The following is a 24,774-nucleotide window of genomic DNA, read 5'->3' as shown; positions in this document are numbered from 1 at the left end:
CTATCAAATGTTAGACGATTGCGGCGATCAGCAAAGTCCAACCACCATCTGAGAGTAGATCCAGATGCCGTTGCGCTAGGGGGGTGATGACCGCGATGCCGATCGTGGCGATGGCCGAAGAATTAAACAGGGTCGCGGCCAGCTTCCGCCCCTCGTTGAAGCACGTGGCGCGGTGCTTCCACTTGTTCACCCACAAACCCGGCTGCGCACTACCCTCGTTCACCCCTGAATCCCCGGGCCGGTGATTCGGCCCGGCCGGTTCAGCTCTTCTTGCGGAACGCGTCCAGGCTCACGACCTCGGCGCCGGCTTCCTCGCCCTCCTTCTTGGCGGCGGGGCGGGGCGCTTTCTCGTCCGGCTTGGGTGAGCCCTTGTCGCTCGCCGCCGCGGGGGCCGGCAGGCCCTTCGGAGCCGCCGCGCCGATCGTGGCGAGCCCAGGACTCTTGGGGCGAACCTCGCCGGGCTCGGAACCAGCCCCGCGCGGGCCCGTCTTGGCCGGAGTGGCGTTCGCCTCCTCGGGCGCCTCGCCGGCCTCGCTCAGATCGAACTTCAGCCCGAACTGCACGGAGGGGTCGAAGAAGCCCGACAGGGCGTCGAACGGAACCAGCAGCCGCTCCGGCACGCCCGAGAAGGACAGGCCGACCTCGAAGGCGTGCTCGGTGACGTTGAGGTCCCAGAACTGGTGCTGCAGGACGATCGTCATGTCCTGCGGGTACTTCTCGCGCAGAGCCTGCGACATCCGCACGCCGGGCGCCTCCGTCCGGAACGAGACGTAGAAATGGTGCTCGCCCATCAGCCCCTCGCGGGCCGCGTCGGTCAGCACCTTGCGCACGACGCCACGCAGGGCGTCCTGTACCAGGAGATCGTAGCGGATCAGGTCGTCTGCCATCAGCGGTTGCGCTCTCGCCCGGTCTGCCCGGCGCCCCGCCGCAGATGGCCGGACCGAGGACTTGGAGTGGAAGCTTCTGGTGCCAGGTGCCTCCGAACCCCGCCTATGCGGTGCTACCCGCTAGGTCTTCAAGTCGGTATTGGGAACCGCTTACGCGGCCACCGCCACCGGAGCAAAGTTGTCGTTGGCAACTCTTGCAAAGGCCCGATAACGGCGGAACCATGCCGAGCGAAAGTCCACCCTTTACGCCCTCGTCGATCCTATGTCGCCCCCGCCGGAGCCCAGGCTTCTGACGACGCGCCTTGCGGCAGCATGTCCTGGGTTCAGGTGGAGGCGCCGGGTACCGCCCCCGGGTCCGATAGGTTTATTGCGAAGAACGTTTATCGCCATAGCCGGCCTCGCGACCGGCTCCCGAGATATAGAGGGGATCGGTCCGGTTTTGAAGCCCGATCGTGTCGCGCCACCGCCTCTTATCGCGCCTCCGGGCGAGGCTGTTGCCGGAAGTGCGCAGTCCCGCGCTCGCGGGCCAGATCGGCGCGGCCGTCTCGACCGGATCTGGTCCGCGACTTGGCGCCTCGGGGCGCTGATCGGCCTCGTGGTCCTCTATCTCGGCGCGGCGAGCCTGCTCTCGCTCGCCGCCGTGCGCGTCGGGTTCGATCTGTGGAACGGGATCGACCCGTTCTTGCCGCCGGAGCGGCGCCCGTTCCTCGGCGCGGTGGAACTCGCTCACCGGGCGTTCGCGGTCGACGCCCTGCGGCAGGTCTTCCTCGCCCTTCTGGTCATCGGCGGGGCGTGGTTGCGGGACCGGGCCGGGTGGCGCCGCCGCCTCGCTCTCGACCGCGAGCGCCCGAACGGTATGCGACCCGTCCTCCTTCTGGGGATCCTGCTGGTCTGGCCGGTGCTGCACATCGTGTGGGTGACCGGAACGGCCGAGCTGTTCGGCGCGAGTTTCGGCCAGCACGTGCGGCTGTCGCCCTTCATGAGCCAGGCCGCGGTGGCGGCGTGGCTCGCCTATCTCACGATCCTGGCTCCGGTGGCCGAGGAGCTGCTGCTGCGCGGCGAGGCCTTCGCCCGCGCCCAGGCCGCCGTCGGGCCCGTGGCGGCGATCTTGGTCACCGCTCTGATCTTCGCCGCCGCCCACGTGTCGTCTTGGGGGCTCGCCCGGCCGGTCTCGCTGCTGCCGCTGGCCCTGGCCCTCGGCTGGCTGCGCTGGCGGACCGGGCGCCTCTGGCCCGGCATCGCCCTGCACGGCTGGTCGAACCTCGCGCTCGTGACCTATCTGCTCTGGCCGAGCTGATCACCCGGGTGCGCGACGGCGGTGCATAGATGCTGCCGGCGCGCTTGCCCGGCGGCCCGGTCGCGCGCAGGAATGGCGGATGGACGCTTATCACGACCTGCTCCGGCGCATCCTCGACTCGGGCGCCGCCAAGGAGGACCGCACCGGCACCGGCACGCTCTCGGTGTTCGGCCACCAGATGCGCTTCGACCTGTCGGCCGGCTTCCCCCTGGTCACCACGAAGCGCCTCCACCTGCGCTCGATCATCCACGAGCTGCTGTGGTTCCTGGCCGGCGACACCAATGTGGCCGCGCTTAGGGCGAACGGCGTGACGATCTGGGACGAGTGGGCCGACGCGCACGGCGACCTTGGCCCGGTTTACGGCAAGCAGTGGCGCTCCTGGCAGAAGCCCGACGGCGGCACGGTCGATCAGATCGCCTGGGTGCTCGACGAGATCCGGCGCAACCCGGATTCACGCCGCCTGATCGTCTCGGCCTGGAACCCCGCCGATCTCGACCGGATGGCGCTCGCCCCCTGCCACTGCCTGTTCCAATTCTACGTGAGCGAGGGGCGGCTCTCCTGCCAGCTCTACCAGCGCTCGGCCGACGCCTTCCTGGGTGTGCCGTTCAACATCGCGAGCTACGCGCTCCTAACCCACATGATCGCGCAGGTGACAGGCCTCGGGGTCGGCGACTTCGTTCACACCTTCGGCGATGCGCATCTCTACCGGAACCACCTGGAGCAGACCCGCACCCTGCTGGCCCGGGAGCCGCGTCCGCTGCCGCAGCTGCGGCTGAATCCGGCGGTGCGGGACCTGTTAGCATTCCGGTACGAGGACATTGCCATCGAGAACTACGACCCGCACCCGGCCATCGCGGCGCCGGTGGCGGTATGAGACCGATCGTCTCCCTGGTCGCTGCCGTCGCCCGCAACGGCGTGATCGGCCGCGACAACGGCCTCGCCTGGCACCTATCTAGCGACCTGAAGCGGTTCAAGGCGCTCACCATGGGCAAGCCGATGCTGATGGGCCGCCGGACCTGGGACTCGATCGGCCGACCGCTGCCGGGCCGCCGTACGCTCGTCCTGACCCGCGACCGCGCCTTCTGGGCCGAGGGCGTCGAAGTCGTTCACGACTGGGAATCCGCACTGGCGGCCGCGTCCGGCTCGGAGCTGATGGTGGTGGGCGGCGCGGAGATCTACACCCTGACCCTGCCGCAGGCCGATCGGCTTTATCTGACCGAGGTTGCGGCTGAGCCCCAAGGCGACGTGCGATTCCCGTCCTTCGACCGAGCCCGGTTCCGTGAGACGTTTCGCGAGGCGCACCCCGCCGGCCCACGCGACGAGCACGCGTTCGCGTTCGTGGATTGGGAACGCGTGCGCTGAGGCGCGCGGCCGCATTTGCCTTTGGGGGCCGGGATGCCCACCTGCCAGCCTTGACAGCACGGGGCGTGCGCCCGCAGGTGCCTGTCAGGTGCGCGTGCTCACGTCGGGCTTGCACATCTTACAGGAAGATGCGCGCGTGCAGGCTCTTAGGCCTCCGACAGGCCCAGGTCGCCCGGCTATCGACCCGGATCGGCGGGACTAGGCGGGCGAGCGTGGCCGTTTAGGCAAGGGGCGCCGGCTGGCATGAAAGTCGGGCGCGGACAGGCGGGAGACGACGGCTAGGATGCCTTGGAGCAATCAGAGCGGCGGCGGAGGCCCCTGGGGCCGGCCCGGCGGGAACGGCGGCAACGGCGGTGGCGGCCCGTGGGGCAACGGCGGTAAGACCCCGCCGAACCTTGAGGATCTGCTCCGGCGCGGGCAGGACCGGCTGCGCGGCCTGATCCCGGGCGGTGGCGGCTCCAGCGGCTATGGCGGCGGCGGCTCGACTGGCCTCGGCGGCGGTCGTAGCGCGGCGGTGATCGCGGCGCTCGCCGTCGCGGTCTGGCTCGCGACCGGCTTCTACACGGTCTACCCGCGTCAGGTCGGCATCGAGACGATCTTCGGCCGCTATGTCGGCACCAAGGGCGAAGGCCTGCGCTACAACTTCCCCTATCCGATCGGCGGCGTGGTCAAGCCTGACGTCGGATCGCAGAATTCGATCCAGATCGGCTTCCGCGCCGGGCCCGGCGGCCAGGGCCGCAATCGCGACGTGCCGGACGAGAGCCTGATGCTCACCGGCGACGAGAACATCGTCGATCTCGACTTCGAAGTGCAGTGGCGGGTCAACCCGCTGAAGGCGTCCGACTTCGTGTTCAACCTTCAGAACCCCGAGGGCACCATCAAGGCGATCTCCGAGAGCGCGATGCGTGAGGTGATCGGCCGCCGCAACATCCAGGCGATCCTGACCAACGAGCAGTCGAGCATCGCCCAGGAGGTCAAGGAGATGGTCCAGAAGGCGCTGGACGAGTACGGCGCCGGCGTGCGCATCGAGGTGGTGCAGCTCGTTTCGGTGAACCCGCCGCCCGAGGTGCGCCCGGCCTTCATCGACGTGAACGCCGCCCAGCAGGACGCCGATACGGCGCAGAACGAGGCCAAGACCTACGCCAGCCGTGAGGTCCCGCAGGCGCGCGGAAAGGCGTCGCAGATCGTCCAGCAGGCTGAGGCCTACCGGACCAAGGCGACCGCCGATGCCACCGGCCAGGCGGCGCGCTTCAGCGAGGTCTACGCCTCCTACAAGGCCGCCCCGGCGATCAGCCGCGAGCGGATCTTCCTGGAGACGATGGAGAAGGTTCTGGGCTCCGTGAACAAGGTGATCATCGACCAGAACGGGACACAGCCGGGTGCCGCGACGGCGGCCGGCGTGCTGCCGGTGCTGCCGCTCTCGGAGTTCGGCGCCCGGGCCCAGACCCAGACGGGAGCTGCCCGATGAAGCAGGCTCTCCGCACCGGCCTGATCGCGGTCGCCGCGATCGTCGCGATCGGGCTCTACGCCTCGATCTTCACTGTCGGCCAGATGCAGCAGGCGCTCGTCCTGCAATTCGGCCGGGTCCGCGCCGTGCTCAACGCCACCGGCGAGGAGAAGCCCGGGCTCTACTTCAAGGTGCCGTTCGTCGAGAACGTCGTGATCTTCGACAAGCGCGTGCTCGACCTCGACCTGCCGGTGCAGACGGTGCTCACCGCCGACCGGCAGAACCTGGAGGTGGACGCCTTCGCCCGCTACCGGATTCTCGATCCGCTGCGCTTCTACCAAGCGGTGGGCAATATCGGGCTGGCCAACCAGCGGCTCGCGAGCTTCACGAATTCCGGTCTGCGCAACGTGCTGGCCCGCTCGACCCGCGACGCCATCGTGAAGACCGATCGCGGCCAGCTGATGCACCAGATCCAGGAGGACGTGAATCGGCAGGCCAAGGCGCTCGGCATCGAGATCGTCGATCTGCGCATGACCCGCGTCGATCTGCCAGCGCAGAACTCGGCCGCGGTCTACAAGCGGATGAAGACCGAGCGCGAGCGCGAGGCCGCCGACATCCGCGCCAATGGCGATCAGATCGCCGCCACGATCCGTGCCAAGGCCGACCGCGAGGTCACGGTGATCCTCGCCGAGGCGACCCAGAAATCCGAGCAGCTGCGCGGTCAGGGTGACGCAGACAAGAACCGGATCCTCGCCGAGGCGTTCGGAAAGGACCCGGACTTCTTCAGCTTCTACCGGTCGATGCAGGCCTACGAGGTTGGGTTGAAGGGATCGGACACGCGCCTCGTGATCAGTCCGAACACGGACTTCTTCCGCTACTTCAGCGATCCGCAGGGCCGCGCCGCGGCAACGCGTCCCCCGCGCCCTGCCGATCCGAACGCGACCACCGGATCCACCGCGGGCGCCGCACGCTGAGCGTGTCGGCGTCCCGGCCCCCGGGATTACTGAGTGCGACAACACGCGGACCCTGATCTCCGGTCAGGGATCCGCGGAGCCGGAAACGCGGTTTTGAAGAGGTCGATTATGCACCCCGTCGCGCGCCCCCCCGTGGTGCCCTTCGGCCGCGCCAAGGCGCAGCCCCGTATCCTGGCCCGTTCCCGCGCCCGCAGCCTGATGGCGGCGGTCCTCGTGGGCGCCTCCGTGGTGACGGCGGGGCTGCCGATCCCGGCCTTCGCCAAGGGGCCGGCCTCGCTCGCCGACCTTGCCGATCAAGTGACCGATGCGGTGGTGAATATCTCCGCCTCCACGACGGTCGAAGCACGCGGCGGCAGCCGCGCCGGACCTCAGGTGCCCCCGGGCACGCCGTTCGAGGATCTGTTCGAGGAATTCTTCAATCGCCGCGGCGGTCGGGGAGGCGGCGGCGGCGAGCGGGGCGACAACGACACGCCGCGCCAGCAGCGCAAGTCGAACTCGCTGGGCTCCGGCTTCATCATCGACGCCTCCGGGCTCGTGGTGACCAACAACCACGTCATCGGCGATGCCAACGACATCCAGGTGATCCTGCACGACGGCACCAAGCTGAAGGCCGAGATCGTCGGCAAGGATTCGAAGATTGATCTCGCGGTACTTCGCGTGAAGCCCACAGCCGACCGGCCGCTGAAAGCGGTGCCGTTCGGCGACTCGGACAAGATGCGGCCGGGCGACTGGGTGATCGCCATCGGCAACCCGTTCGGGCTGGGCGGCTCGGTCTCGGCCGGCATCGTCTCGGCCCGGGGCCGGAACATCGAGTCCGGCCCGTATGACAACTACATCCAGACCGACGCGGCCATCAACAAGGGCAATTCCGGCGGTCCGCTGTTCAATATGGACGGCGAGGTGATCGGCATCAACACGGCGATCCTGTCGCCCACCGGCGGCTCGGTCGGCATCGGCTTCGCCGTCCCCTCGGATACCGCCAAGCCGGTGATCGACCAGCTCCGCGAGTTCGGCGAGGTTCGCCGCGGCTGGCTCGGCGTGCGCATCCAGAACGTCGACGATGCCACTGCCGAGGCGCTGAACCTCAAGGGTGGGGCCCGGGGCGCCCTGGTCGCCGGCGTCGACGAAAAGGGCCCGGCCAAGACCGCCGGGATCGAGGTCGGCGACGTGATCCTGAAGTTCAACGGCACGCCCGTGAAGGCCTCCGGTGACCTGCCGCGGATCGTGGCCTCCACCCCGGTGGGGCAGAAGGTCGATGTGATCGTCATGCGCAAGGGCGAGGAGGTGACCAAGCCCGTCACCCTCGGCCGTCTGGAGGACAGCGACAAGCCGCAGCCTGCCAACCTGCGCCAGCCCGAGCCTGAGAGCGCCACGCGTCAGGCGCTGGGCCTCAACCTGTCCGGCATGACCGACGATCTGCGCAAGAAGTACTCCATCAAGGACACCGTGAAGGGCGTGGTCGTCACCCGGGTCGATCCGAACTCGACGGCGGCCGACAAGCGGATCCAGCCGGGCGAGGTGATCGTCGAAGTCGGCCAGGAGGCGGTGAGCACACCCGCCGACGTGACCAAGCGGATCGATGCCCTGAAGAAGGACGGGCGCAAGTCGGTGCTGCTGCTGGTGGCGAGCGCGACGGGCGACGTGCGCTTCGTGGCGGTCGGGCTGGACTGAGCGGGCTCTCACGCAGGATCAAAGGCCGTCGCTTCGCGAGAAGCGGCGGCCTTTTGCATTCGGGGCGCCGCATTGACGGGGCGCTGCGGGGCGGCACACTGATCCGGCGAGTCGGTGCGGCTCGGATGGTCCTGGGCCTATGTCAGCCGTCGCCTTCGATACCCTGAAGTTCGCCCGCGCCTTGCGCGATAAGGCGAAGCTGTCGCCGGAGCAGGCCGAGGGCTTGGCCGACGCACTGGTCGATGTCTTCGACGGAAATCTCGCCACGAAGGCCGACATCCACGACGTGCAGGCGGATATCCAACGCGTTCGAAGTGAGGTTGAGACCCTGAAGGTCCAGACCCGAGCTGACATCGAGGCGCTGCGGCTTACAACCAAAGCCGACATCGAAGCCGTGAAGGGCGCCATCGCCGCCGCCAAGGTCGAGACGGTGCGCTGGCTCGTCGGCGCGATCGGCTTTCAGACGCTGGCCGTGCTGGGCGCCGTGGTCGCCCTGACCCCGACCATCCACTGAGCGTTCACCCCACGAATTCCGCCGCCGCGTAGCCCTGCAGGTACAGGAGCGCGGTGAGGTCGCCGTGCTCGACGCGGACCTGTGCCGCGGCGGCCACCGCGGGCTTGGCCCGGAACGCCACGCCGAGGCCAGCCTCGGCCAGCATATCGAGGTCGTTGGCGCCGTCACCGACCGCGAGCGTGTCGGCAGCGTCGAGGCCGAGGGCGCCGCGCAGTTCGATCAGCGTCGCACGCTTCTCCGCCTTGCCGACGATCGGATCCTCGACCGTGCCGGTCAGGCGGCCGTCCGCCACACCCAGCACATTGGAGCGATGCTCGTGGAAGCCGATCATCGCGGCGATCGGGCCGGTGAACAGGGTGAAGCCGCCGGAGACGAGACAGGTCCGGGCGCCGTGTGCCCGCAGGGTCCGCACCAGCGCGGGACCGCCCGGCGTGAGGCTCAATTGCTCGGCGATCAGCCCGTCGACCGCATCGACCGGAATGTCCTTCAGGAGCGCGACGCGCTCCCGGAGCGCGGGCTCGAAGGCGATCTCGCCCCGCATCGCCCGCTCGGTGATCGCCGCCACGTGGTCCTTAAGGCCGAGGGTCCCGGCGAGCTCGTCGATGCATTCCTGTTCGATCATGGTGGAATCCATGTCGGCCAGAAACAGGCGCTTGCGCCGATGCGCATCGGCCGGCAGCACCGCAAGGTCGATCGGCTCCCCGGCCAGCGCCGTCCGCAGTGCGTCGGTCAGGGCCGCTGCAGCCGCTTGCTCCCCGGGCACCAGCAACTCGGCCGCGACCTCACCGTGCAGGATCCGGGGCTGGTGCTCCGTCCGCAGCACCGTGCGTGTCTCGGCCAGCACCGCGTCGGTGATGGACGGCCGATCCGGGTTTGCTATCAGGACCGCGACCAGCATCGTGGAGGTTCGCCTTGCCAGACCGAGAGGCCGGGGGGCGCCCGGCGGCGATCCTCATCGCAGGGCCCACCGCCTCGGGCAAGTCGGCGCTCGCCGCCCGGCTGGCGGAGCGTCACGGCGGCGTGGTGATCAACACCGATTCCATGCAGGTCTACGCCGACCTCCGGCGTCTGACCGCCCGGCCCGATCCCGACGAGGAAGCGCGGGTGCCCCACCGGCTCTATGGCCATGTCGACGGCGCCGTGAATTATTCCGTGGGGCATTTCTCCCGGGCTGCGACGGCGCTGCTCCTGACCCTGGACGGACGGTTGCCGGTCTTCGTGGGCGGAACGGGCCTGTATTTCCGGGCGCTGGAGCAGGGGTTTTCGGAGCTGCCGCCCGTGCCCGAAGCGGTGCGCGCCCAGGTGCGGGGCGCGGCGGAGGGGCGCCCGACCGAGGCGCTGCACGCCGACCTCGCCCGGCACGATCCCGAGGGGGCGGCACGCCTACGCCCAAGCGACCGGATGCGCGTGATGCGCGCCCTAGAGATCTTCTTCGCCACCGGACGCCCGATCGCGAGCTTCTACGGCGATCCCGTTCCCGGTCCGCTGGCCGGATGGAACCTCGAAAAGATCTTCCTGGCGCCCGATCGCGCGGTGCTGCGCGCCCGAATCGATGCCCGGTTCCGAACCATGATCGCGGAGGGCGCGCTGGATGAGGTCGCCCGCTTGCGGTCGCGAAGCCTGGACCCGATGCTGCCGGTGATGCGCGCCCACGGGGTGCCGGGCCTGATCGCCCATCTCGACGGGGCGGTGAGCCTCGAAGACGCGATTCTTCGGGGGCAGGCGGATACGCGCGCCTACGCAAAGCGCCAGTTCACGTGGTTCCGCCACCAGATGGGGGAGGGCTGGCGCTGGATGGATCCGGGGGCGGCCCAGGTTGAGCTGTGAACGTGCCGTGAAACGCCCGCCTCCGGACAGGGGCTACCGGATTCACACAGCGCTCTGCCGCTCTGGATTCGGCTGCAACGTTCCAGCCGGGTGATCCCCTCGCCCCGCTTGCGGGGAGAGGGCTCCGGCGACCTTGGCGTCGCCGGAGCGAGGCGGCAGCCGAAGGTGAGGGGGGCACGAACGGAGGAGTCTTTTCCGGAGCCGCCCCTCACCGCCGCTGCGGCTTCGCCTCCGCTTCCCGCACGGACGACGAGGTCCGTGCGGCCCTCTCCCCGCCCGCGGGGAGAGGGCAACCCGCGCCTTAGCCTGAGATGTGTGAAGACCGTAGCCCGCAGAGGGGGAGGGAGGGGCTGTGGCAGGGTCTGGATTGCCGTGCGGGTTCCCCGGCCTTCTGAAGTGCGAAAAAACTCAGCGCTCCAGCCGCGCCACGAGGCTCGACGTGTCCCAGCGGTTGCCGCCCATGGCCTGCACCTCGGCGTAGAACTGGTCGACCAGCGCCGAGACCGGGAGCTTCGCCCCGTTGCGGCGGGCCTCGTCCAGCAGGATCCCGAGGTCCTTGCGCATCCAGTCGACCGCGAAGCCGAAGTTGAACTTGCCCTGGTTCATGGTCTTGCCGCGATTCTCCATCTGCCAGGAGCCGGCGGCCCCCTTGGAGATCACGTCGAGCACCGCCTCGACGTCGAGGCCGGCCCGCTTGGCGAAGTGAACCCCCTCCGACAGGCCCTGGACCAGACCGGCGATGCAGATCTGATTGACCATCTTGGTGAGCTGCCCGGAGCCCACCGGGCCCATCAGCCGGCAGGCCCGGGCGAAGGATCCGATCGCGCCCTCGACCTTGGCGTAGGTCGCGGCCTCGCCGCCGCACATCACGGTGAGCACGCCGTTCTCGGCGCCCGCCTGGCCGCCGGAGACCGGGGCGTCAATGAAGCCGACGCCCTTCGCCTCGGCCGCGGCGGCAAGTTCCCGCGCGACCTCGGCCGAGGCCGTGGTGTGGTCCACGAAGATCGCACCGGACTTCATGCCGGCGAGCGCCCCGTCATCGCCCAGCACGACGCTGCGCAGGTCGTCGTCGTTGCCCACGCAGGCGAACACGATCTCGGCGCCCTCGACGGCCTGCCGGGGCGTCGGCGCGAAGGCGCCGCCATAGGTCTTCACCCAGGCTTCCGCCTTCGGGGTGGTGCGGTTGTAGACGGTGACGTCGTGGCCACCCTTCTTGGCGAGGTGGCCCGCCATCGGGCCGCCCATCACGCCGAGACCCAGGAATGCGACCTTCGCCATTGTGCTCTCCTCAAACAGGATTCCGACGGGCTCAGCGGCCCGCCGCGACGGCCGTATTCCGGCCGCCCAGGGTCAGCACCGCGTTCACCAGCACCGCCACGACGATGTTCACGGCGAGCGCCAGGAGCCCGGTATAGAGCGTGAGCTTCGTGTCGCCGAAGGTCAGGCTGTGCAGGGGCTTCAGGCCGTCCGACCACGCGATCAGGCTGCCGGCCACGAAACCCACCGCCCAGCCGGCCAGCAGCGCCGGTGCCCGGAACCACGAGACGTAGAGGCCGAACACCAGGGCCGGCAGGGTCTGCAGGATCCACAGGCCGCCGAGCAGCTGGAGATCGAGCGCGAACTGCGTCGGCAGCACAAGGATCGCCACCAGCGCGCCGAGCTTGACCAGCATGGAGGTGATCTTGGCGACCTGTGCCTCGCCGGCCGACGTCACGTTCGGGTTGACGTAGGCCTTCCAGACGTTGCGCGAGAACAGGTTGGCGGCACCGATCGACATCACCGCCGCCGGCACCAGGGCGCCGATGGCGATCGCCGCGAAGGCGAAGCCCGCGAACCAGCCCGGGAACAGGGTCTTGAACAGGGCGGGCACGATGTCGTTGTTGCTCGTCACCTTCAGGCCGGCTGCGTGGCCCATGTAGCCCAGCATGGCGAGCAGCCCGAGGAGCAGCGTGTAGGCCGGCAGCAGCACCGCGTTCTTGCGGATCGTGTTGCCGCCCGAGGAGGCGAAGATGCCGGTCAGCGTGTGCGGATACATGAAGGCCGCGAGCGCCGAGCCGAGCGCCAGCGAGGCGTAGGGCAGGATCTGCGCCGGGCTGAGCAGGATGCCGCCCGAGCCCTTGGCCTTGAAGGCGGCGTCGGCTGCGTCGAACACCGCAGCGTAGCCGCCGAGCTTCGAGGGCACGATCGCCACCGCCACCAGCACCACGATGTAGATCATGATGTCCTTGACGAAGGCGATCAGCGCCGGCGCCCGCAGACCCGACGAGTAGGTGTAGAAGGCCAGCACCAGGAAGGCGACGATCAGCGGCAGCTCGCCGTGCAGCCCCAGGGCCTTGATCGCCACCTCCATGCCGATCAGCTGGAGCGCGATGTAGGGCATGGTGGCGATCACGCCGGTGACGGCGACCGCGAGTTCCAGCGCCCGCGAGCCGTAGGTGCCGTACACGACGTCGCCCGCCGTGACGTAGCCCTTGTCCTTGGCGGCCTGCCACAGGACCGGCATCACCGCGAACACGAACGGGTAGACGATGATCGTGTAGGGCAGGGCGAAGAAGCCGTAGGCACCCACCGCGTAGACCAGCGCCGGCACTGCGATGACCGTATAGGCGGTGTAGAAGTCGCCGCCGATCAGGAACCACGTGATCCACGTGCCGAACTTGCGCCCACCCAGGCCCCATTCGTCGAGATGGGCGAGGGTCTCGGGCCGGCGCCAGCGCGCGGCCACGAAACCCATCACGGTCACGAGCAGGAAGAAGAAGACGAAGACCGACAGCGCCGGGATATCGAGATCAGCGGTCATCGCGCACGGCCCGGTAGACGACGTAGAGAATGATAGAGGTCAGCGGCACCCAGGCCAGCTGGTACCAGTAGAAGAACGGGAAGCCGAACAGCATCGGATCGCGCTGGTTGTAGAACGGCACCCAGAGGAGCCCCAGGAAGGGCAGCAGCAGGAGCCACATCAGCGGCGAGCGGCGTCTGGTTTCCATGGTCCGGCTCGGATGAGAAAGTCGGGTCCGCATCGAATGTACGCTGTTACACGGTGCGTTTATCGTGCGGTCTGATGCGCTGCATCACAGCTCGGATCGCTTGCGTCAACGGGATGTGGAGAGGATAAACCAGTCCTGTCGCACGGGATCCACGAATCCCGGCCGGGGGGCTCGGGGGAGCCAGCCGAGCTCGATGCGGCCTCCGGGAGGGACATCATGGGTACGGCGCTCGGCAGGCATGGGCCCTGGGCCCTGATAGGGGCGCTCGGCGCCGCCGCGCTAGCGATCGTGGCGACCCAGCGGGGCGAGACGATTAACGCCCTCTGGATCGTGGTTGCGGCAGTCTGCGTCTACCTGATCGCCTACCGGTATTACTCCCAATTCATCGCCGACAAGGTGATGCGGCTCGATCCGAAACGGGTCACGCCCGCCGTGCGCCACAATGACGGGCTCGACTACGTCCCCACCAACCGCGGCGTCCTGTTTGGCCACCATTTCGCGGCGATCGCCGGGGCCGGCCCGCTGGTCGGCCCGGTTCTGGCCGCCCAGATGGGCTACCTGCCGGGCATGCTGTGGATCCTGGCCGGCGTGGTCCTGGCCGGCGCCGTGCAGGACTTCATGGTCCTGTTCGTGTCGATGCGCCGGGACGGCCGGTCGCTCGGCGAGCTGATCCGGGCCGAACTCGGCACGATTCCCGGGATCATCGCCCTGTTCGGCACCTTCCTGATCATGGTGATCCTGCTCGCCGTGCTGGCGCTGATCGTCGTCAAGGCGCTGGCCGAGAGCCCCTGGGGCACCTTCACGGTGATGTCGACGATCCCGATCGCCATGCTGATGGGCGTCTATTCGCGCACCATCCGCCCGGGCAAGATCGGCGAGGTCTCGATCCTCGGCTTCGTCCTGCTGATGCTGGCGATCATGGCCGGCGGCTCGGTGGCGGCGAGCCCGGTCTGGGGCCCGGCCTTCACCTTCACGGGCCCGCAGCTCTGCTGGATGCTGATCGGCTACGGCTTCGTGGCGTCGATCCTGCCGGTCTGGCTGCTGCTCGCTCCGCGCGACTACCTCTCGACCTTCCTCAAGATCGGCACCATCGTCGGGCTGGCCCTCGGCATCGCGGTCGTCGCGCCGCACATGCAGATGCCGGCTGTCACCAAGTTCGTGGATGGCACCGGCCCGGTCTGGGCGGGCAGCCTGTTCCCGTTCCTGTTCATCACCATCGCGTGCGGCGCGGTCTCGGGCTTCCACGCCCTGATCTCGTCGGGCACCACCCCGAAGCTGATCGCCAGCGAGGCCGATGCCCGCTTCATCGGCTACGGCGGCATGCTGATGGAATCCTTCGTGGCGATCATGGCGCTGGTCTCAGCCTGCGTGATCGACCCGGGCGTGTACTTCACCATGAACTCGCCCGCGGCGCTCATCGGCACCACGCCGGAAACGGCCGCCGCCGCCGTGACCAAGCTCGGCTTCGCCACGACGCCGGAGGTGATCGCGCAGACTGCCGCAGACGTCGGCGAGCACACGATCATCTCCCGCGCCGGCGGCGCGCCGACGCTGGCGGTCGGCATGGCCCACATCATCTCGTCGGCCATCGGCGGCAAGGCGATGATGGCCTTCTGGTACCATTTCGCCATCCTGTTCGAGGCCCTGTTCATCCTCACCGCGGTGGATGCGGGCACCCGCGCCTGCCGGTTCATGGTGCAGGATCTCGTGGCGCTGGCGGTGCCATCGTTCAAGAACACCACCTCGTGGGGGCCGAGCATCGCGGCGACCGCGATCTCGGTCGGCGCCTGGGGCTACTTCCTGTACCAAGGCGTGACCGACCCGCTGGGCGGCATCAACACCCTGTGGCCGCTGTTCGGCATCTCGAACCAGATGCTGGCCGCGGTGGCGCTGACTTTGTGCACGGTGGTGATCTTCAAGATGAAGCGCGAGCGCTACGCGTTCGTGACCATCATCCCGACCGCGTGGCTGTGCCTGTGCACCCTGACGGCCGGCTGGCAGAAGATCTTCTCCGCCGATCCGAAGATCGGGTTCCTGGCCCATGCCGAGCGCTATGCCGGGGCCGCCGCCGAGGGCAAGATCCTGGCGCCGGCCAAGAATGCCGACCAGATGAGCCAGATCATCCTCAACGACCGGATCGACGCGGCGCTGGCGGCGCTGTTCATCGGCCTCGTCGTGGCCATCGCGGGCTTCGGCATCGCGGCCTGCCTCAAGGCGTGGCGGGCCGATCGCTGGACCGCGCTGGAGACCGAGCCGCGCCTGGTCCCGGCGGAGTAGGGCTCATGCAGCAGCCGAACCTGCGCGACCGGCTCCGGACGCTGTCCAAATGCGTCTGCGACGGCGCCCGGCTGATGGTGGGGCAGGGGGATTACGCGGTCTATGCCGACCACATCCGCCGCACCCATCCCGACCGGGCGCCGATGACCGAGGTGGAGTTCTTTCGCAATCGCGAGAACGCCCGCTTCGGGGTCGGCAACACATCGGGTTTCCGCTGCTGCTGAGCGGGACCCGATCGGCCCCGGCCGGCGTTTGTCACGCCGGGGGCCGCACGGCCCGCGTGCGAGGCGGAGGGCCGATGGCCGACGAGAGCGAGCAGGATCCGACCGAGCCCCGGGCCGTGAACGTCGGCCATGCCTGGGAGCGGGCCTACTGGGCGCGCCGGTTCATGGTGCCCGTGGAGCAGGTCGAGGCGGCCGTGGCGGAGGTCGGCGACGATCCGGCCCGGGTGGCGGCCCATCTCGGACGGGACTGGCCGGGGCATGAACCCGCCACCTGACCCCGGCATCCCCCGGGCAAGCTCGGCCGCATCTTGACTCGGCGGCCACAATATCCGCCATCTCCGACCGGACGGGAATCGGCATGAGCATTTTTCAAGACGCCATCCTTCGGTTCGGCCGCACGATCATGTCGTACGCGGGCGATGCCGTCTTTCTGCTGGCGGCGGTCTCGTCGGCCGCCAACGTCATCGTGGCGGATGGCGATGTCGCCGAGGAGGAGATCGAATCGGCGATCACCGGGATCCGCGCGAACCCGATCCTCGAGAAATCCTACGACACCCTGCGGGTCGAGCAGGAACTCTACGAGGCGATCGCCCGGGCCAAGACCCGGGCCGGCCGGCTGGAGAACCTGCGCCTCATCGGCGCCATCGCGCAGCGGCCGATCGAACAGCGCCAGGACGTGTTCCTGATCGGCGCCGACGTGGCCGACATCGACGGCATCAGCGCGGTCGAGCACAAGGCACTCGATGAAATCGCCGGGGCTCTGCAAGTCGATAAGTCGGCCTTGCTGCGCTGATCTGGCGGTACGCCGTCCCGGCTATCACGGCGACCGCACGCTGAGATTTCTCCGACCCGGACACGCCCTCATTTGACGTGGGTGGGTTGACGCGTTGCCATAAGGCCGCGTCCCCTGCGGCGACGCGGCCCGCTCCTTGCCTACCCGGACGTGATAGCGAAACAGTCCGGGTGTAACGGCTCACCGGTACACAACGCGGAGTTGCCGGCCCCGCGCCGGCCGGCGGAGACCGCATGGGCCTCGTCCTCTACGCCCTCAAGTTCCGGATCACGACTTACGTGCTCGCGGTGCTGATGATGCTCGGCGGCATCGGCGCCATCGTGGTCACCCCCAAGGACGTGCTGCCGGTCGTCGACATCCCGGTCGTCGTGGTGGTCTGGACCTATACCGGCCTGTCGGCGCCGGAGATGGAACAGCGGATCACCACCTACGCCGAATACGGCATCTCCAACAACGTCAACAACATCCGCCGCATGGAGTCGACCACGCTCCAGGGCACGGCGGTGCAGCGCATCTACTTCGACCCGACCGTCAGTATCGACCTTGCCATCGCCCAGGTGGTGTCGTCGACCAATTCGATCCGCGCCGTGATGCCCACCGGCACGCAGCCGCCCGTGATCGTGCGCTACTCCGCCTCCTCGGTGCCGGTGATTCAGCTCGCCCTGACCTCGGCCAAGCAGAGCCTCAACGAGGTCTACGATTACGCCCAGTACCGGATCCGCCAGACGCTGGCGCAGGTTCCGGGCTCGACCCTGCCGGCCCCGTTCGGCGGTGCGCCCCGGCAGATCATGGTCGATCTCGACCTCAACGCCCTCCAGGCACTCGGCCTGACGCCGCTCGACGTCACCAACGCCATGACGGCCCAGAACCTGACGGTGCCGTCCGGGCTCACCAAGATCGGCGAGCAGCAGTATCCGGTCCAGCTCAACGCCACCCCGCCCTCGATCGAGACCCTCAACCTCGCGCCGATCAAGATCGTGGCCGGACAGCCCGTGCTGGTGCGCGACGTCGCCTATGTCCGCGACGGCGGGCCCCCGCAGATCAACGTGGTGAGCGCGGACGGCAAGCAGGCCGTGCTGATGCAGGTCATCAAGAACGGCACCGCCTCGACGCTGAACGTCGTCAACAACGTCAAGGCGGCGATGCCGACGATCCGGGCCGCGGCACCCGAGGGCCTGTCGATCCAGCAGCTGTTCGATCAGTCGGTCTTCGTCTCGAACGCCATCGAAGGCGTGCTGCACGAGGCGCTGACCGCGGCGGCGCTGACCGGCCTCGCGATCCTGCTGTTCCTCGGCTCATGGCGCTCGACCGTCATCGTGCTGATCTCGATCCCGCTCTGCGTGATGACCTCGCTCGCCGTGCTGGCGGCGCTCGGCGAGACCATCAACGTCATGACGCTGGGCGGGCTGGCGCTCGCGGTGGGCATCCTGGTGGACGACGCCACCGTGGCGATCGAGAACACCTACCGGCTGTTCGAGGAGGGCGAGGAGTTCCGCGAGAGCGTGGTCCACGGGGCGGCCGGCATCGCCAAGCCCGCCCTGATCTCGACCCTGTCGATCTGCGCCGCCTTCACGGCGGTGTTCGCGCTCACCGACACGCCGAAGTACCTGTTCACGCCCCAGGCGCTCGCGGTCGTGTTCGCGATGCTGACCTCCTACCTGCTGTCACGGACCCTGGTGCCGCTGCTGATCGACGTGATCGTGGCGCCCGAATATCGGCAGAAGCACGCCAAGGATCGGGACCAGCACGAGCCGCCCCGCCGGGGCCGGGTCGCGCGCGCCGCGGGCCTGATCGGCGCCCCCGTGATGCGGCTGGCCGGCCGCATCCATGCCGGCTTCGAGCGCGGCTTCACGCGGTTCCACCGGGGCTATGTCGGCCTGCTGCACGCGGTGCTGCGCCACCGGATCGTCACCGTGGGCGTCGTCGGCGGCGTACTCGGGATGACCGGCGTGCTGTTCGCCTTCGTGGGCGAGGATTACTTCCCGCAGATCGAGGCGAGCCAGATGACCCTGCATCTGCGCACCCGCACCGGCATGCGCATCGAGACCACGCAGCAGGTCTTCGCGCAGATCGAGGACACGGTCCGCGAGGTGATCCCGGCGGGCGAGATCGAGCAGATCCTCGACAATATCGGCCTGCCGTCGATCAACTACAATTTCGCGTTCTCGGACGGCTCGTTCGTCTCCTACAACGACGGGCAGATGCTGATCAGCCTCAAGGAGGGCCACGGCTCGGTGGCGGGCTACACGAAGCGCCTGCGGGCGGTGCTGATGAAGCGCTTCCCCGACGTGATCGCGTATTTCCAGCCCGCCGACATGATCACCCAGATCCTGAATTTCGGCGTCATCACGCCGATCGACGTGCAGGTCTCCGGCCGGCACAAGGAGAAGGATCTGGAGGTCGCCCAGCGCATCGTCCAGCGGCTGAAGCACACCAAGGGCCTCGTCGACGTCCACCTGCAGCAGATCGTCAACGAGCCGCAATTCTACGTCGATGTCGACCGGCGCCTCGCCTCCGAACTCGGGCTCACCGAGCAGCAGGTGGCGCAGAACATGAACATCTCGCTGTCGGGCAGCTATCAGGTGACGCCGAACTTCTGGCCCGATCCGAAGACCGGCATCCCCTATCAGCTCTGGGTGCAGACGCCCGAGTACCGCAACAGCTCGCTCACCGACCTGCGCAACACGCCGATGTTCGTCCGCGCGGCGGCGACCTCGGGCTCCGGCCCCGGCGTGCTGACGCTGCTCTCCAGCCTCGCGGATCTGCGCCGGATGCCGACGCAGACCATGATCAGCCACGTCAACATCCAGCCGACCTTCGACATCTTCGCCTCGGTGCAGGACCGGGACCTCGGCTCGGTGGCGCGCGACATCGACGCGATCGTGCAGGACGAGCAGAAGAACCTGGAAGCGCCCGATAAGATCGCGGTCCGCGGCCAGATCGAGAACATGCGTTCGGCCTTCTTCCGCCTGGAGATCGGCCTCGGCATCGCGCTGATCGCCGTCTACCTGCTGATGGCCGTGAACTACCAGAGCTGGGGCGACCCCTTCGTGGTGATCGCGGCGCTGCCCATGGCGTTCTGCGGCATCACCTTCGCGCTGTTCATCACCGGCACGGCCTTCTCGATCCCGTCGATCTTCGGGGCGATCATGTCGGTCGGCATCGCCTCGGCGAACTCGATCCTGCTCGTCACCTTCGCCAAGGAGCACCGGGAGGCGACGAACTGCAGCGCCCAGGAGGCGGCGATCACCGCGGGCGAGACCCGGCTGCGGCCGGTGCTGATGACCGCCTCGGCGATGTTCTTCGGGCTGATCCCGATGGCGCTCGGCACGGGCGAGGGCGGCGAGCAGAACGCGGCGCTCGCGCGGGCCGTGATGGGCGGCATCGCCTTCGCGACCCCCGCGACGCTGCTGCTGGTGCCGTTCCTCTACGTGCTGATGCGGAGCGGGCCGGCGCAGCCGGTGCAGGATTATCTGGAGGGGGAGGGGCGGCCGGCCATGTGAGGCGCCGCGGCGTCCACGCGTCTCTCTCTTCCCCAGAGGTACGATGGTGACAGATTTCTGGTGGAGACCGCCTCCGACCGCAGAGCGCGACGGGCTCCCTCTCCCGAGCGGGAGAGGGAGAGGGTTGGGGTGAGGGACGGGAACGCTCAGGATTGAGCGCACCCTCGCGGCGTGTCCCAGGGAGCGCCTGATCCGGACACGTCCTACCCCTCACCCTGTCCCTCTCCCTTCGGGAGAGAGGACCCGCGTTCCATACGGAAACCCCGTGGCTGAACGCGTTGTGTGATCCGCAAGCCCGCAGAAGGGGGAGGTACAGCCCCCCCCCCTGAACTGCTCAGCCCTCCTTGAACCCATATTCCGGCGTGTCGTCGTCGTTGCCGTAATACTTGTACGGCAGGAACTTGCCCGACATGGTGAGCTTCACCCGGTCGCCCTTGTTGTTGGCCTCCCGGGCCATCTCCATGTTGAAGTCGATCGCCGACATGATGCCGTCGCCGAACTCCTCCTGGATCAGCTCCTTGAAGGTCGTGCCGTAGACCATCACCAGCTCGTAGAACCGGTAGATCAGCGGGTCGGTGGGCGGCATCGACGCGATCGAGCCGCGGTAGGGCGCCTCGTTCAGCATCCGCTCCTCGGCCGCGGTGAGGCCGAACAGCTCGGCCGCCCGCTTGGCCTGGGCCTTGGGCAGCTTCATCTGGCCCATGCAGGCCGCCGTGATCAGGAACGGCGACAGGCCGCCGATCTCCTCGTGGATGTGCTTCCAGCTCCAGCCTTTCTCGCGCTTGATGTCGAGAAGCTTCTCGGTCAGGTCCTGACGCTTCATCGTTTCCTCCTTGACTGATGGTTCGGCCGGTTCCGGCATGAGGGCCGGCCGGCGGTGCGGCCGCGCCCCCTCGGCAAGCCGTATGCCAATCGGGGCGGCGGAAGGCGCCGGAGCGTGCTTTCGGTGCACCGGATGGACGGGAAGCGCACAACCCCGGCCGGAAACCCTTGCATCCGGAGCGTGTTTTCGGACCATGCGTCTTCGGGTCTCGGAGGCGGCTTTGGGCGGAGACGATCGGGACGGGCAGGGGACCGGCGGGCCGGAGGGCGCATCCGCGCTGCCGGCACCGTGGGAATTCGTGCTGCCGGAGGAGCCCGCCACCGAGGATCTCGGCCTGTTCCTGTCGGAGCTCCTGCTCCCGGGGGACGTCGTGGCGCTCTCCGGGGGCCTGGGCGGCGGCAAGACCACGCTGGCGCGGGCGATCATCCGGGAACTCACCGGCGATCCGCGCCTGGAGGTGCCGAGCCCGACCTTCACGCTGATCCAGCCCTACACCGCCCGGGACGGGCGACCGATCATCCACGCCGACCTCTACCGCCTGCGCGACGCCGACGAGCTGGTGGAACTCGGCTTCGACGAGATGGCCGACGAGGCCATCACCCTGGTCGAGTGGCCCGAGCGGATGCCGCCCCGCGACGGGCCGGTGCTCACCATCGACCTGTCCCTGCGGGCGGAATTCGGCCCCGGGGCGCGGCTCGCCCGGATCGACGGCTCGGGGGGCATGCGCGCCCGCCTCGACCGGGCCCGGGCGGTGCGGCGCCTCCTCGACCGCAGCGGCTGGGACATCGCCGAGCGCGTGCTGATGCAGGGCGACGCCTCGTCCCGTACCTACGAGCGCCTGACCAAGCCCGACGGCACCAGCGCGGTGCTGATGATCGCGCCGCCCCGGCCCGACGGTCCGCCGGTGCGCGACGGCAAGCCCTACAGCGCGATCGTGCATCTGGCCGAGAGCGTCCACGCCTTCGTGGCCCTCGACCGGGGCCTGCGGGCGCTGGGCTTCTCGGCGCCGAAGATCTACGGCGAGGATCTCGCCGAGGGCCTGCTGATCCTGGAGGATCTCGGCAGCGAGCCGGTGGTCGAGGCCGGCACGCCGCGGCCCGAGCGCTACGCCGAGGCGGTGCGGCTGCTGGCCAGGCTCCACGCCACCCCGCTGCCCGCGGCCCTGCCGGTGGTGGAGGGGATCGACCACGTCCTGCCGCCCTACGATACCGACGCGCTGCTGTTCGAAACGGAGCTGATGCCCGACTGGTACGCCCCGGCGATCCGGGACGTCACCCTGTCGGCGCAGGCACGCGCGGACTTCGTGGATCTGTGGCGGGCCGCGCTCCAGGGGGCGATCCCCGACCGGCCGACCTGGACTTTGCGCGACTATCACTCGCCCAACCTGATCTGGCTGCCGGAGCGCGACGGGCTGGAGCGGGTCGGGCTGATCGACTTCCAGGACGCCGTGATGGGCCACCCGGCCTACGACGTCGCCTCGCTGCTGCAGGATGCCCGGGTCGATGCCAGCGCCGAGTTCGAGCTGCGGCTGCTCGGCCTCTACGCGCGGGAGCGGCGCGGCCGGGACCCGGCCTTCGATGTCGGCGCCTTCGCGACTGCCTACGCGCTGCTCGCCGCGCAGCGCGCCACCAAGATCCTCGGCATCTTCGCGCGCCTCGACCGGCGCGACGGCAAGCCCGGCTATCTCGCCCACCTGCCGCGGATCGAGGGCTATCTCACCCGCAACCTCGCCCATCCGGCGCTCGCCGGACTGCGGGCGTGGCACGCGGAGCACCTTCCGGGCCTCGTCGCCCCCGCCCCCGAACCCTGACCATCGGATCCCTTCCGCATGAGCGAGCTCGAGCCAGCCGTCAGCCGCGCCTTCGTCCTGGCCGCGGGCCTGGGCAAGCGCATGCGGCCGGTGACCGCCACGGTGCCCAAACCCCTGGTGGAGGTGGCCGGCAGGGCGCTCCTCGACCACGCCCTCGACCGGGTCGCGGAGGCCGGGATCGGCACGGCCGTGGTGAACGTCCACTATCTCGCCGACCTGATCGAGGGCCATCTCGCCCGCCGGGCCGAGGGACCGAGCGCAGGCCCGGCCACGATCGTCTCGGACGAGCGCGCGGCGCTCCTGGAGACCGGCGGGGGCATCCGCAAGGCGCTGCCGCTCCTCGGGGAGGCGCCGTTCGCGGTTCTGAACTCGGATTCGTTCTGGCTGGAGGGGCCGGCCTCCAACCTGCGCCGACTGATCGAGACCTGGGACGCGCAGCGCATGGACGGGCTGCTTCTGGTCGCCCCCACCACCACCAGCCTCGGCTACGAGGGTGCGGGCGACTTCGTGATGGCCGCGGACGGGCGCCTGGAGCGCCGCGGCGAGCGCGTCGTGGCGCCCTTCATCTACGCGGGGGTGGCGATCCTGAGGCCGGGGCTGTTCGTCGACACGCCCGAGGGCGCGTTCTCGCTGAACCTGCTGTTCGACCGGGCGATCGCGGCGGGGCGGCTGTTCGGCATGCGCCTCGACGGCCAGTGGTTGCATGTCGGCACGCCGGACGCGATCCGGGCCGCGGAGGAGCGGGTGAAGGCGAGCGCCCGGGTTCTTTGAGGACCGCAGGACCCGTTGTTGCAAACTCGTCGTCCGGACCGTCTTGCCAAGCCCGATTGGAGCCTCTAGAAGCCCCTTCACACCGGCGGACCAAGACCCCGCCGCCGTGTCAGGCGCCCGTAGCTCAGCTGGATAGAGCACCAGACTACGAATCTGGGGGTCAGAGGTTCGAATCCTTTCGGGCGCGCCATTTCTACATTTCTCAACTTGAACCTGTTCGTGCAAGGCACCGCAATCGGCGCCCGTGGTGTTCAAGCAGAACGCTGCCGGCGCGGCTGACAGGGCCGGTATGCGGGTCGGCATCGACGTTCTCTGATGTGACTCGCGTCGTGTTCGACCTCATCGTTCAGAGCTTGCATCCAGCACGAGAACACGCTGGACCGGGTGCCAGCGGTGGTCGCGTCACCGTCAGCGTAGTGTCGGTCGGCCGCGTCGGTCACGGGGTGCGCGACGGCTGTACACGGCCAAGGCTAGGCTCGCAGGACGAACATTCCGGGCCCTCATCCCTGGGCGGGAGCACCTGCGAATCCGTGGATGCTGCCGGCGCGCGGGCGACCGCTGCCTGTCTCGACCCTGGCCACGCAAGCCCCGCCCGCACTGGTGCGACGCATCCGAGCCGCCGTTGTGGACCAGCCGGTGGCGCGGCCATGCTTGCGATGACGCGCCTGCGTCGCATGATGTCGATTATGGATTGTATATCCTTCTACATTGAAGTCGGGCCAACGGTTCAATACACCTTTGGGTAGTGCGTCTGGGTGGGATCGCATGCGCCATGGATCGTGGAGGGGCATTCCTTGCCGGAGACTGCGCCTGAACGGATCGCCCCCTATCCGCCGCCGCGTGAGCGCATGATCAGACGCATCGCCGAAGCGCTGGGCCGGCCGGAGACCGTGTTCCGCTGTGAGGGCGCATCGGGATCCGAGTTCGCCGATCAGGGTGAGCTGTTGCGGATCTGGGAGAGTCTGACCGACCACGCGGACCGCCAGAGGATCCTGGCCTTTGCGCGCGGGGTGGCGTCGGAGCGCTCCGGCGTGATCCGCCCATGATCTTCGTGACGAATGCGCAGGGACGGGCGACCTTTATCAGCCCGGAATGGACCGACTTTACCAGCCAGTCCCTGGAGGACGCCGTGGGGTTCGGCTGGGCTCGGGTCGTGCATCCGGAGGATCGCGACATCGCCCGCAGAACCGTCGAGTCCGCCATTCAGGCGCAGAGCGCCTTCAACCTGCGCTACCGGATGCTTGCGCCCGATGGCCGGGCCATGTGGGTCGCCGCCGGGGCGGTACCGTCCTTCGGCCCGCCGAACCGGACCTTCCTGGGCTTCCTCGGATCGATCACACCGATGGCCGAAGATCCCGCCGCGGAGATGATGGCCTCCGGTTCGCTCGGGAGTTTCGTGCCGCCTCCGGTGCATCCGGCGCCGCCGCCGAGTTCCATGCTGGAGGCCATGGCGGATCATCTCCTCATGGCTCACACCCTCGTCGAGCCCGCATCCGCGGGGCGTCTGCGCCCCCTCATCGAGCGGTTGCTGCACGAGGTCGGAATCGAGCTCGCGCGTGCCGAGCTGGCGGGGCCGGCCCAGGCCGCCTTTCACTGACGCGACGGAG

At 68.8% G+C, this 24,774-nt stretch carries 24 protein-coding genes, 1 tRNA gene and 1 other RNA gene; 18 read left to right on the top strand and 8 right to left on the bottom strand.

Features of this window, described 5'->3' with window-relative positions; translation table 11 throughout:
- Positions 1 to 10: 10 nt before the first annotated feature.
- The 3 genes from OXS27_RS18115 to ssrA form a co-directional block, all read right to left on the bottom strand.
- Positions 11 to 223, bottom strand: coding sequence for a hypothetical protein (locus tag OXS27_RS18115; protein ID WP_243921998.1), 213 nt, complete (start codon positions 221 to 223; stop codon positions 11 to 13).
- 37 nt (positions 224 to 260) lie between these two features.
- The gene (locus OXS27_RS18110) at positions 261 to 887 is read right to left on the bottom strand and encodes a ClpXP protease specificity-enhancing factor SspB (protein ID WP_243922001.1); all 627 of its coding nucleotides are present in this window, start codon (positions 885 to 887) and stop codon (positions 261 to 263) included.
- 65 nt (positions 888 to 952) lie between these two features.
- Positions 953 to 1,335, bottom strand: a transfer-messenger RNA (tmRNA) gene (gene ssrA / locus OXS27_RS18105).
- On the opposite strand from ssrA, the gene OXS27_RS18100 reads away from it, so the two are divergent.
- From OXS27_RS18100 to OXS27_RS18070, 7 genes are all read left to right on the top strand, one after another.
- Entirely contained in the window at positions 1,327 to 2,184 is an 858-nt protein-coding gene (locus OXS27_RS18100; protein ID WP_267358043.1) for a CPBP family intramembrane glutamic endopeptidase, read from the top strand. The two genes, ssrA and OXS27_RS18100, sit on opposite strands and share 9 nt — an antisense overlap.
- Before the next feature lie 79 nt (positions 2,185 to 2,263).
- Positions 2,264 to 3,058, top strand: a complete 795-nt coding sequence (locus OXS27_RS18095; protein ID WP_243922005.1) for a thymidylate synthase — start codon at positions 2,264 to 2,266, stop codon at positions 3,056 to 3,058.
- The gene (locus OXS27_RS18090) at positions 3,055 to 3,546 is read left to right on the top strand and encodes a dihydrofolate reductase (protein ID WP_267358040.1); all 492 of its coding nucleotides are present in this window, start codon (positions 3,055 to 3,057) and stop codon (positions 3,544 to 3,546) included. The genes OXS27_RS18095 and OXS27_RS18090 overlap by 4 nt, the downstream gene beginning before the upstream one ends.
- Positions 3,547 to 3,829: 283 nt before the next feature.
- Positions 3,830 to 5,014: an FtsH protease activity modulator HflK gene (gene hflK, locus OXS27_RS18085; protein WP_243922009.1), complete on the top strand. Its 1,185-nt coding sequence runs from the start codon at positions 3,830 to 3,832 to the stop codon at positions 5,012 to 5,014.
- Positions 5,011 to 5,967, top strand: a complete 957-nt coding sequence (hflC, locus tag OXS27_RS18080) for a protease modulator HflC (RefSeq protein WP_243922011.1) — start codon at positions 5,011 to 5,013, stop codon at positions 5,965 to 5,967. The genes hflK and hflC overlap by 4 nt, the downstream gene beginning before the upstream one ends.
- 108 nt (positions 5,968 to 6,075) lie before the next feature.
- Entirely contained in the window at positions 6,076 to 7,638 is a 1,563-nt protein-coding gene (locus OXS27_RS18075; protein ID WP_267358037.1) for a DegQ family serine endoprotease, read from the top strand.
- 139 nt (positions 7,639 to 7,777) lie between these two features.
- Complete coding sequence (locus tag OXS27_RS18070) at positions 7,778 to 8,152, top strand: hypothetical protein (protein WP_267358035.1); 375 nt, start codon at positions 7,778 to 7,780, stop codon at positions 8,150 to 8,152.
- Positions 8,153 to 8,156: 4 nt separating this feature from the next.
- On the opposite strand, the gene serB is transcribed toward OXS27_RS18070, so the two are convergent.
- Positions 8,157 to 9,050: a phosphoserine phosphatase SerB gene (gene serB, locus OXS27_RS18065; RefSeq protein WP_267358033.1), complete on the bottom strand. Its 894-nt coding sequence runs from the start codon at positions 9,048 to 9,050 to the stop codon at positions 8,157 to 8,159.
- Between the two features lie 14 nt (positions 9,051 to 9,064).
- Between serB and miaA the strand changes: the two genes are divergently transcribed.
- A complete protein-coding gene (gene miaA / locus OXS27_RS18060; protein ID WP_267358031.1) occupies positions 9,065 to 9,979 on the top strand; it encodes a tRNA (adenosine(37)-N6)-dimethylallyltransferase MiaA in 915 nt (304 codons plus the stop codon).
- A gap of 408 nt (positions 9,980 to 10,387) precedes the next feature.
- On the opposite strand, the gene OXS27_RS18055 is transcribed toward miaA, so the two are convergent.
- The 3 genes from OXS27_RS18055 to OXS27_RS18045 are packed head-to-tail and all read right to left on the bottom strand — an operon-like array spanning position 10,388 to position 12,966.
- A complete protein-coding gene (locus tag OXS27_RS18055) occupies positions 10,388 to 11,275 on the bottom strand; it encodes an NAD(P)-dependent oxidoreductase (protein WP_267358146.1) in 888 nt (295 codons plus the stop codon).
- A 13-nt stretch (positions 11,276 to 11,288) separates the two neighbouring features.
- Entirely contained in the window at positions 11,289 to 12,779 is a 1,491-nt protein-coding gene (locus OXS27_RS18050; protein ID WP_243922023.1) for a sodium:solute symporter, read from the bottom strand.
- Entirely contained in the window at positions 12,769 to 12,966 is a 198-nt protein-coding gene (locus tag OXS27_RS18045; RefSeq protein WP_267358029.1) for a DUF3311 domain-containing protein, read from the bottom strand. Before OXS27_RS18045 ends, OXS27_RS18050 begins: the two co-directional genes overlap by 11 nt.
- Positions 12,967 to 13,182: 216 nt before the next feature.
- On the opposite strand from OXS27_RS18045, the gene OXS27_RS18040 reads away from it, so the two are divergent.
- From OXS27_RS18040 to OXS27_RS18020, 5 genes are all read left to right on the top strand, one after another.
- A complete protein-coding gene (locus OXS27_RS18040) occupies positions 13,183 to 15,243 on the top strand; it encodes a carbon starvation CstA family protein (protein ID WP_267358027.1) in 2,061 nt (686 codons plus the stop codon).
- 5 nt (positions 15,244 to 15,248) lie between these two features.
- Entirely contained in the window at positions 15,249 to 15,467 is a 219-nt protein-coding gene (locus tag OXS27_RS18035) for a YbdD/YjiX family protein (RefSeq protein WP_267358025.1), read from the top strand.
- Between the two features lie 74 nt (positions 15,468 to 15,541).
- Positions 15,542 to 15,742 (top strand): DUF3606 domain-containing protein, encoded by a 201-nt coding sequence (locus tag OXS27_RS18030; RefSeq protein ID WP_267358023.1) that lies wholly within the window; start codon positions 15,542 to 15,544, stop codon positions 15,740 to 15,742.
- An 83-nt stretch (positions 15,743 to 15,825) separates the two neighbouring features.
- Positions 15,826 to 16,260 (top strand): tellurite resistance TerB family protein, encoded by a 435-nt coding sequence (locus OXS27_RS18025; protein WP_267358021.1) that lies wholly within the window; start codon positions 15,826 to 15,828, stop codon positions 16,258 to 16,260.
- A gap of 233 nt (positions 16,261 to 16,493) precedes the next feature.
- Complete coding sequence (locus tag OXS27_RS18020) at positions 16,494 to 19,763, top strand: efflux RND transporter permease subunit (protein WP_267358019.1); 3,270 nt, start codon at positions 16,494 to 16,496, stop codon at positions 19,761 to 19,763.
- Between the two features lie 334 nt (positions 19,764 to 20,097).
- Here the strand turns inward: OXS27_RS18020 and cynS are convergent, their stop codons facing one another.
- A complete protein-coding gene (gene cynS, locus OXS27_RS18015; RefSeq protein ID WP_243922060.1) occupies positions 20,098 to 20,586 on the bottom strand; it encodes a cyanase in 489 nt (162 codons plus the stop codon).
- 193 nt (positions 20,587 to 20,779) lie between these two features.
- Between cynS and tsaE the strand changes: the two genes are divergently transcribed.
- The 5 genes from tsaE to OXS27_RS17990 all read left to right on the top strand — a co-directional run bounded on the left by tsaE (position 20,780) and on the right by OXS27_RS17990 (position 24,764).
- Entirely contained in the window at positions 20,780 to 22,396 is a 1,617-nt protein-coding gene (gene tsaE / locus OXS27_RS18010) for a tRNA (adenosine(37)-N6)-threonylcarbamoyltransferase complex ATPase subunit type 1 TsaE (protein WP_267358016.1), read from the top strand.
- An 18-nt stretch (positions 22,397 to 22,414) separates the two neighbouring features.
- Complete coding sequence (locus OXS27_RS18005; protein ID WP_267358014.1) at positions 22,415 to 23,167, top strand: nucleotidyltransferase family protein; 753 nt, start codon at positions 22,415 to 22,417, stop codon at positions 23,165 to 23,167.
- A gap of 113 nt (positions 23,168 to 23,280) precedes the next feature.
- Positions 23,281 to 23,357, top strand: a tRNA-Arg gene (locus OXS27_RS18000).
- A 658-nt stretch (positions 23,358 to 24,015) separates the two neighbouring features.
- Positions 24,016 to 24,213, top strand: a complete 198-nt coding sequence (locus OXS27_RS17995) for a hypothetical protein (RefSeq protein WP_267358012.1) — start codon at positions 24,016 to 24,018, stop codon at positions 24,211 to 24,213.
- Entirely contained in the window at positions 24,210 to 24,764 is a 555-nt protein-coding gene (locus OXS27_RS17990; RefSeq protein WP_267358010.1) for a PAS domain-containing protein, read from the top strand. Before OXS27_RS17995 ends, OXS27_RS17990 begins: the two co-directional genes overlap by 4 nt.
- Positions 24,765 to 24,774: the final 10 nt, after the last annotated feature.

This window comes from Methylobacterium sp. GC_Met_3, from assembly GCF_026540775.1.
In the GTDB taxonomy this organism is placed as follows: Bacteria; Pseudomonadota; Alphaproteobacteria; order Rhizobiales; family Beijerinckiaceae; genus Methylobacterium.
The sequence above is the reverse complement of the archived record's forward strand: the minus strand, read 5'-3'. Positions and strand labels throughout refer to the sequence as shown.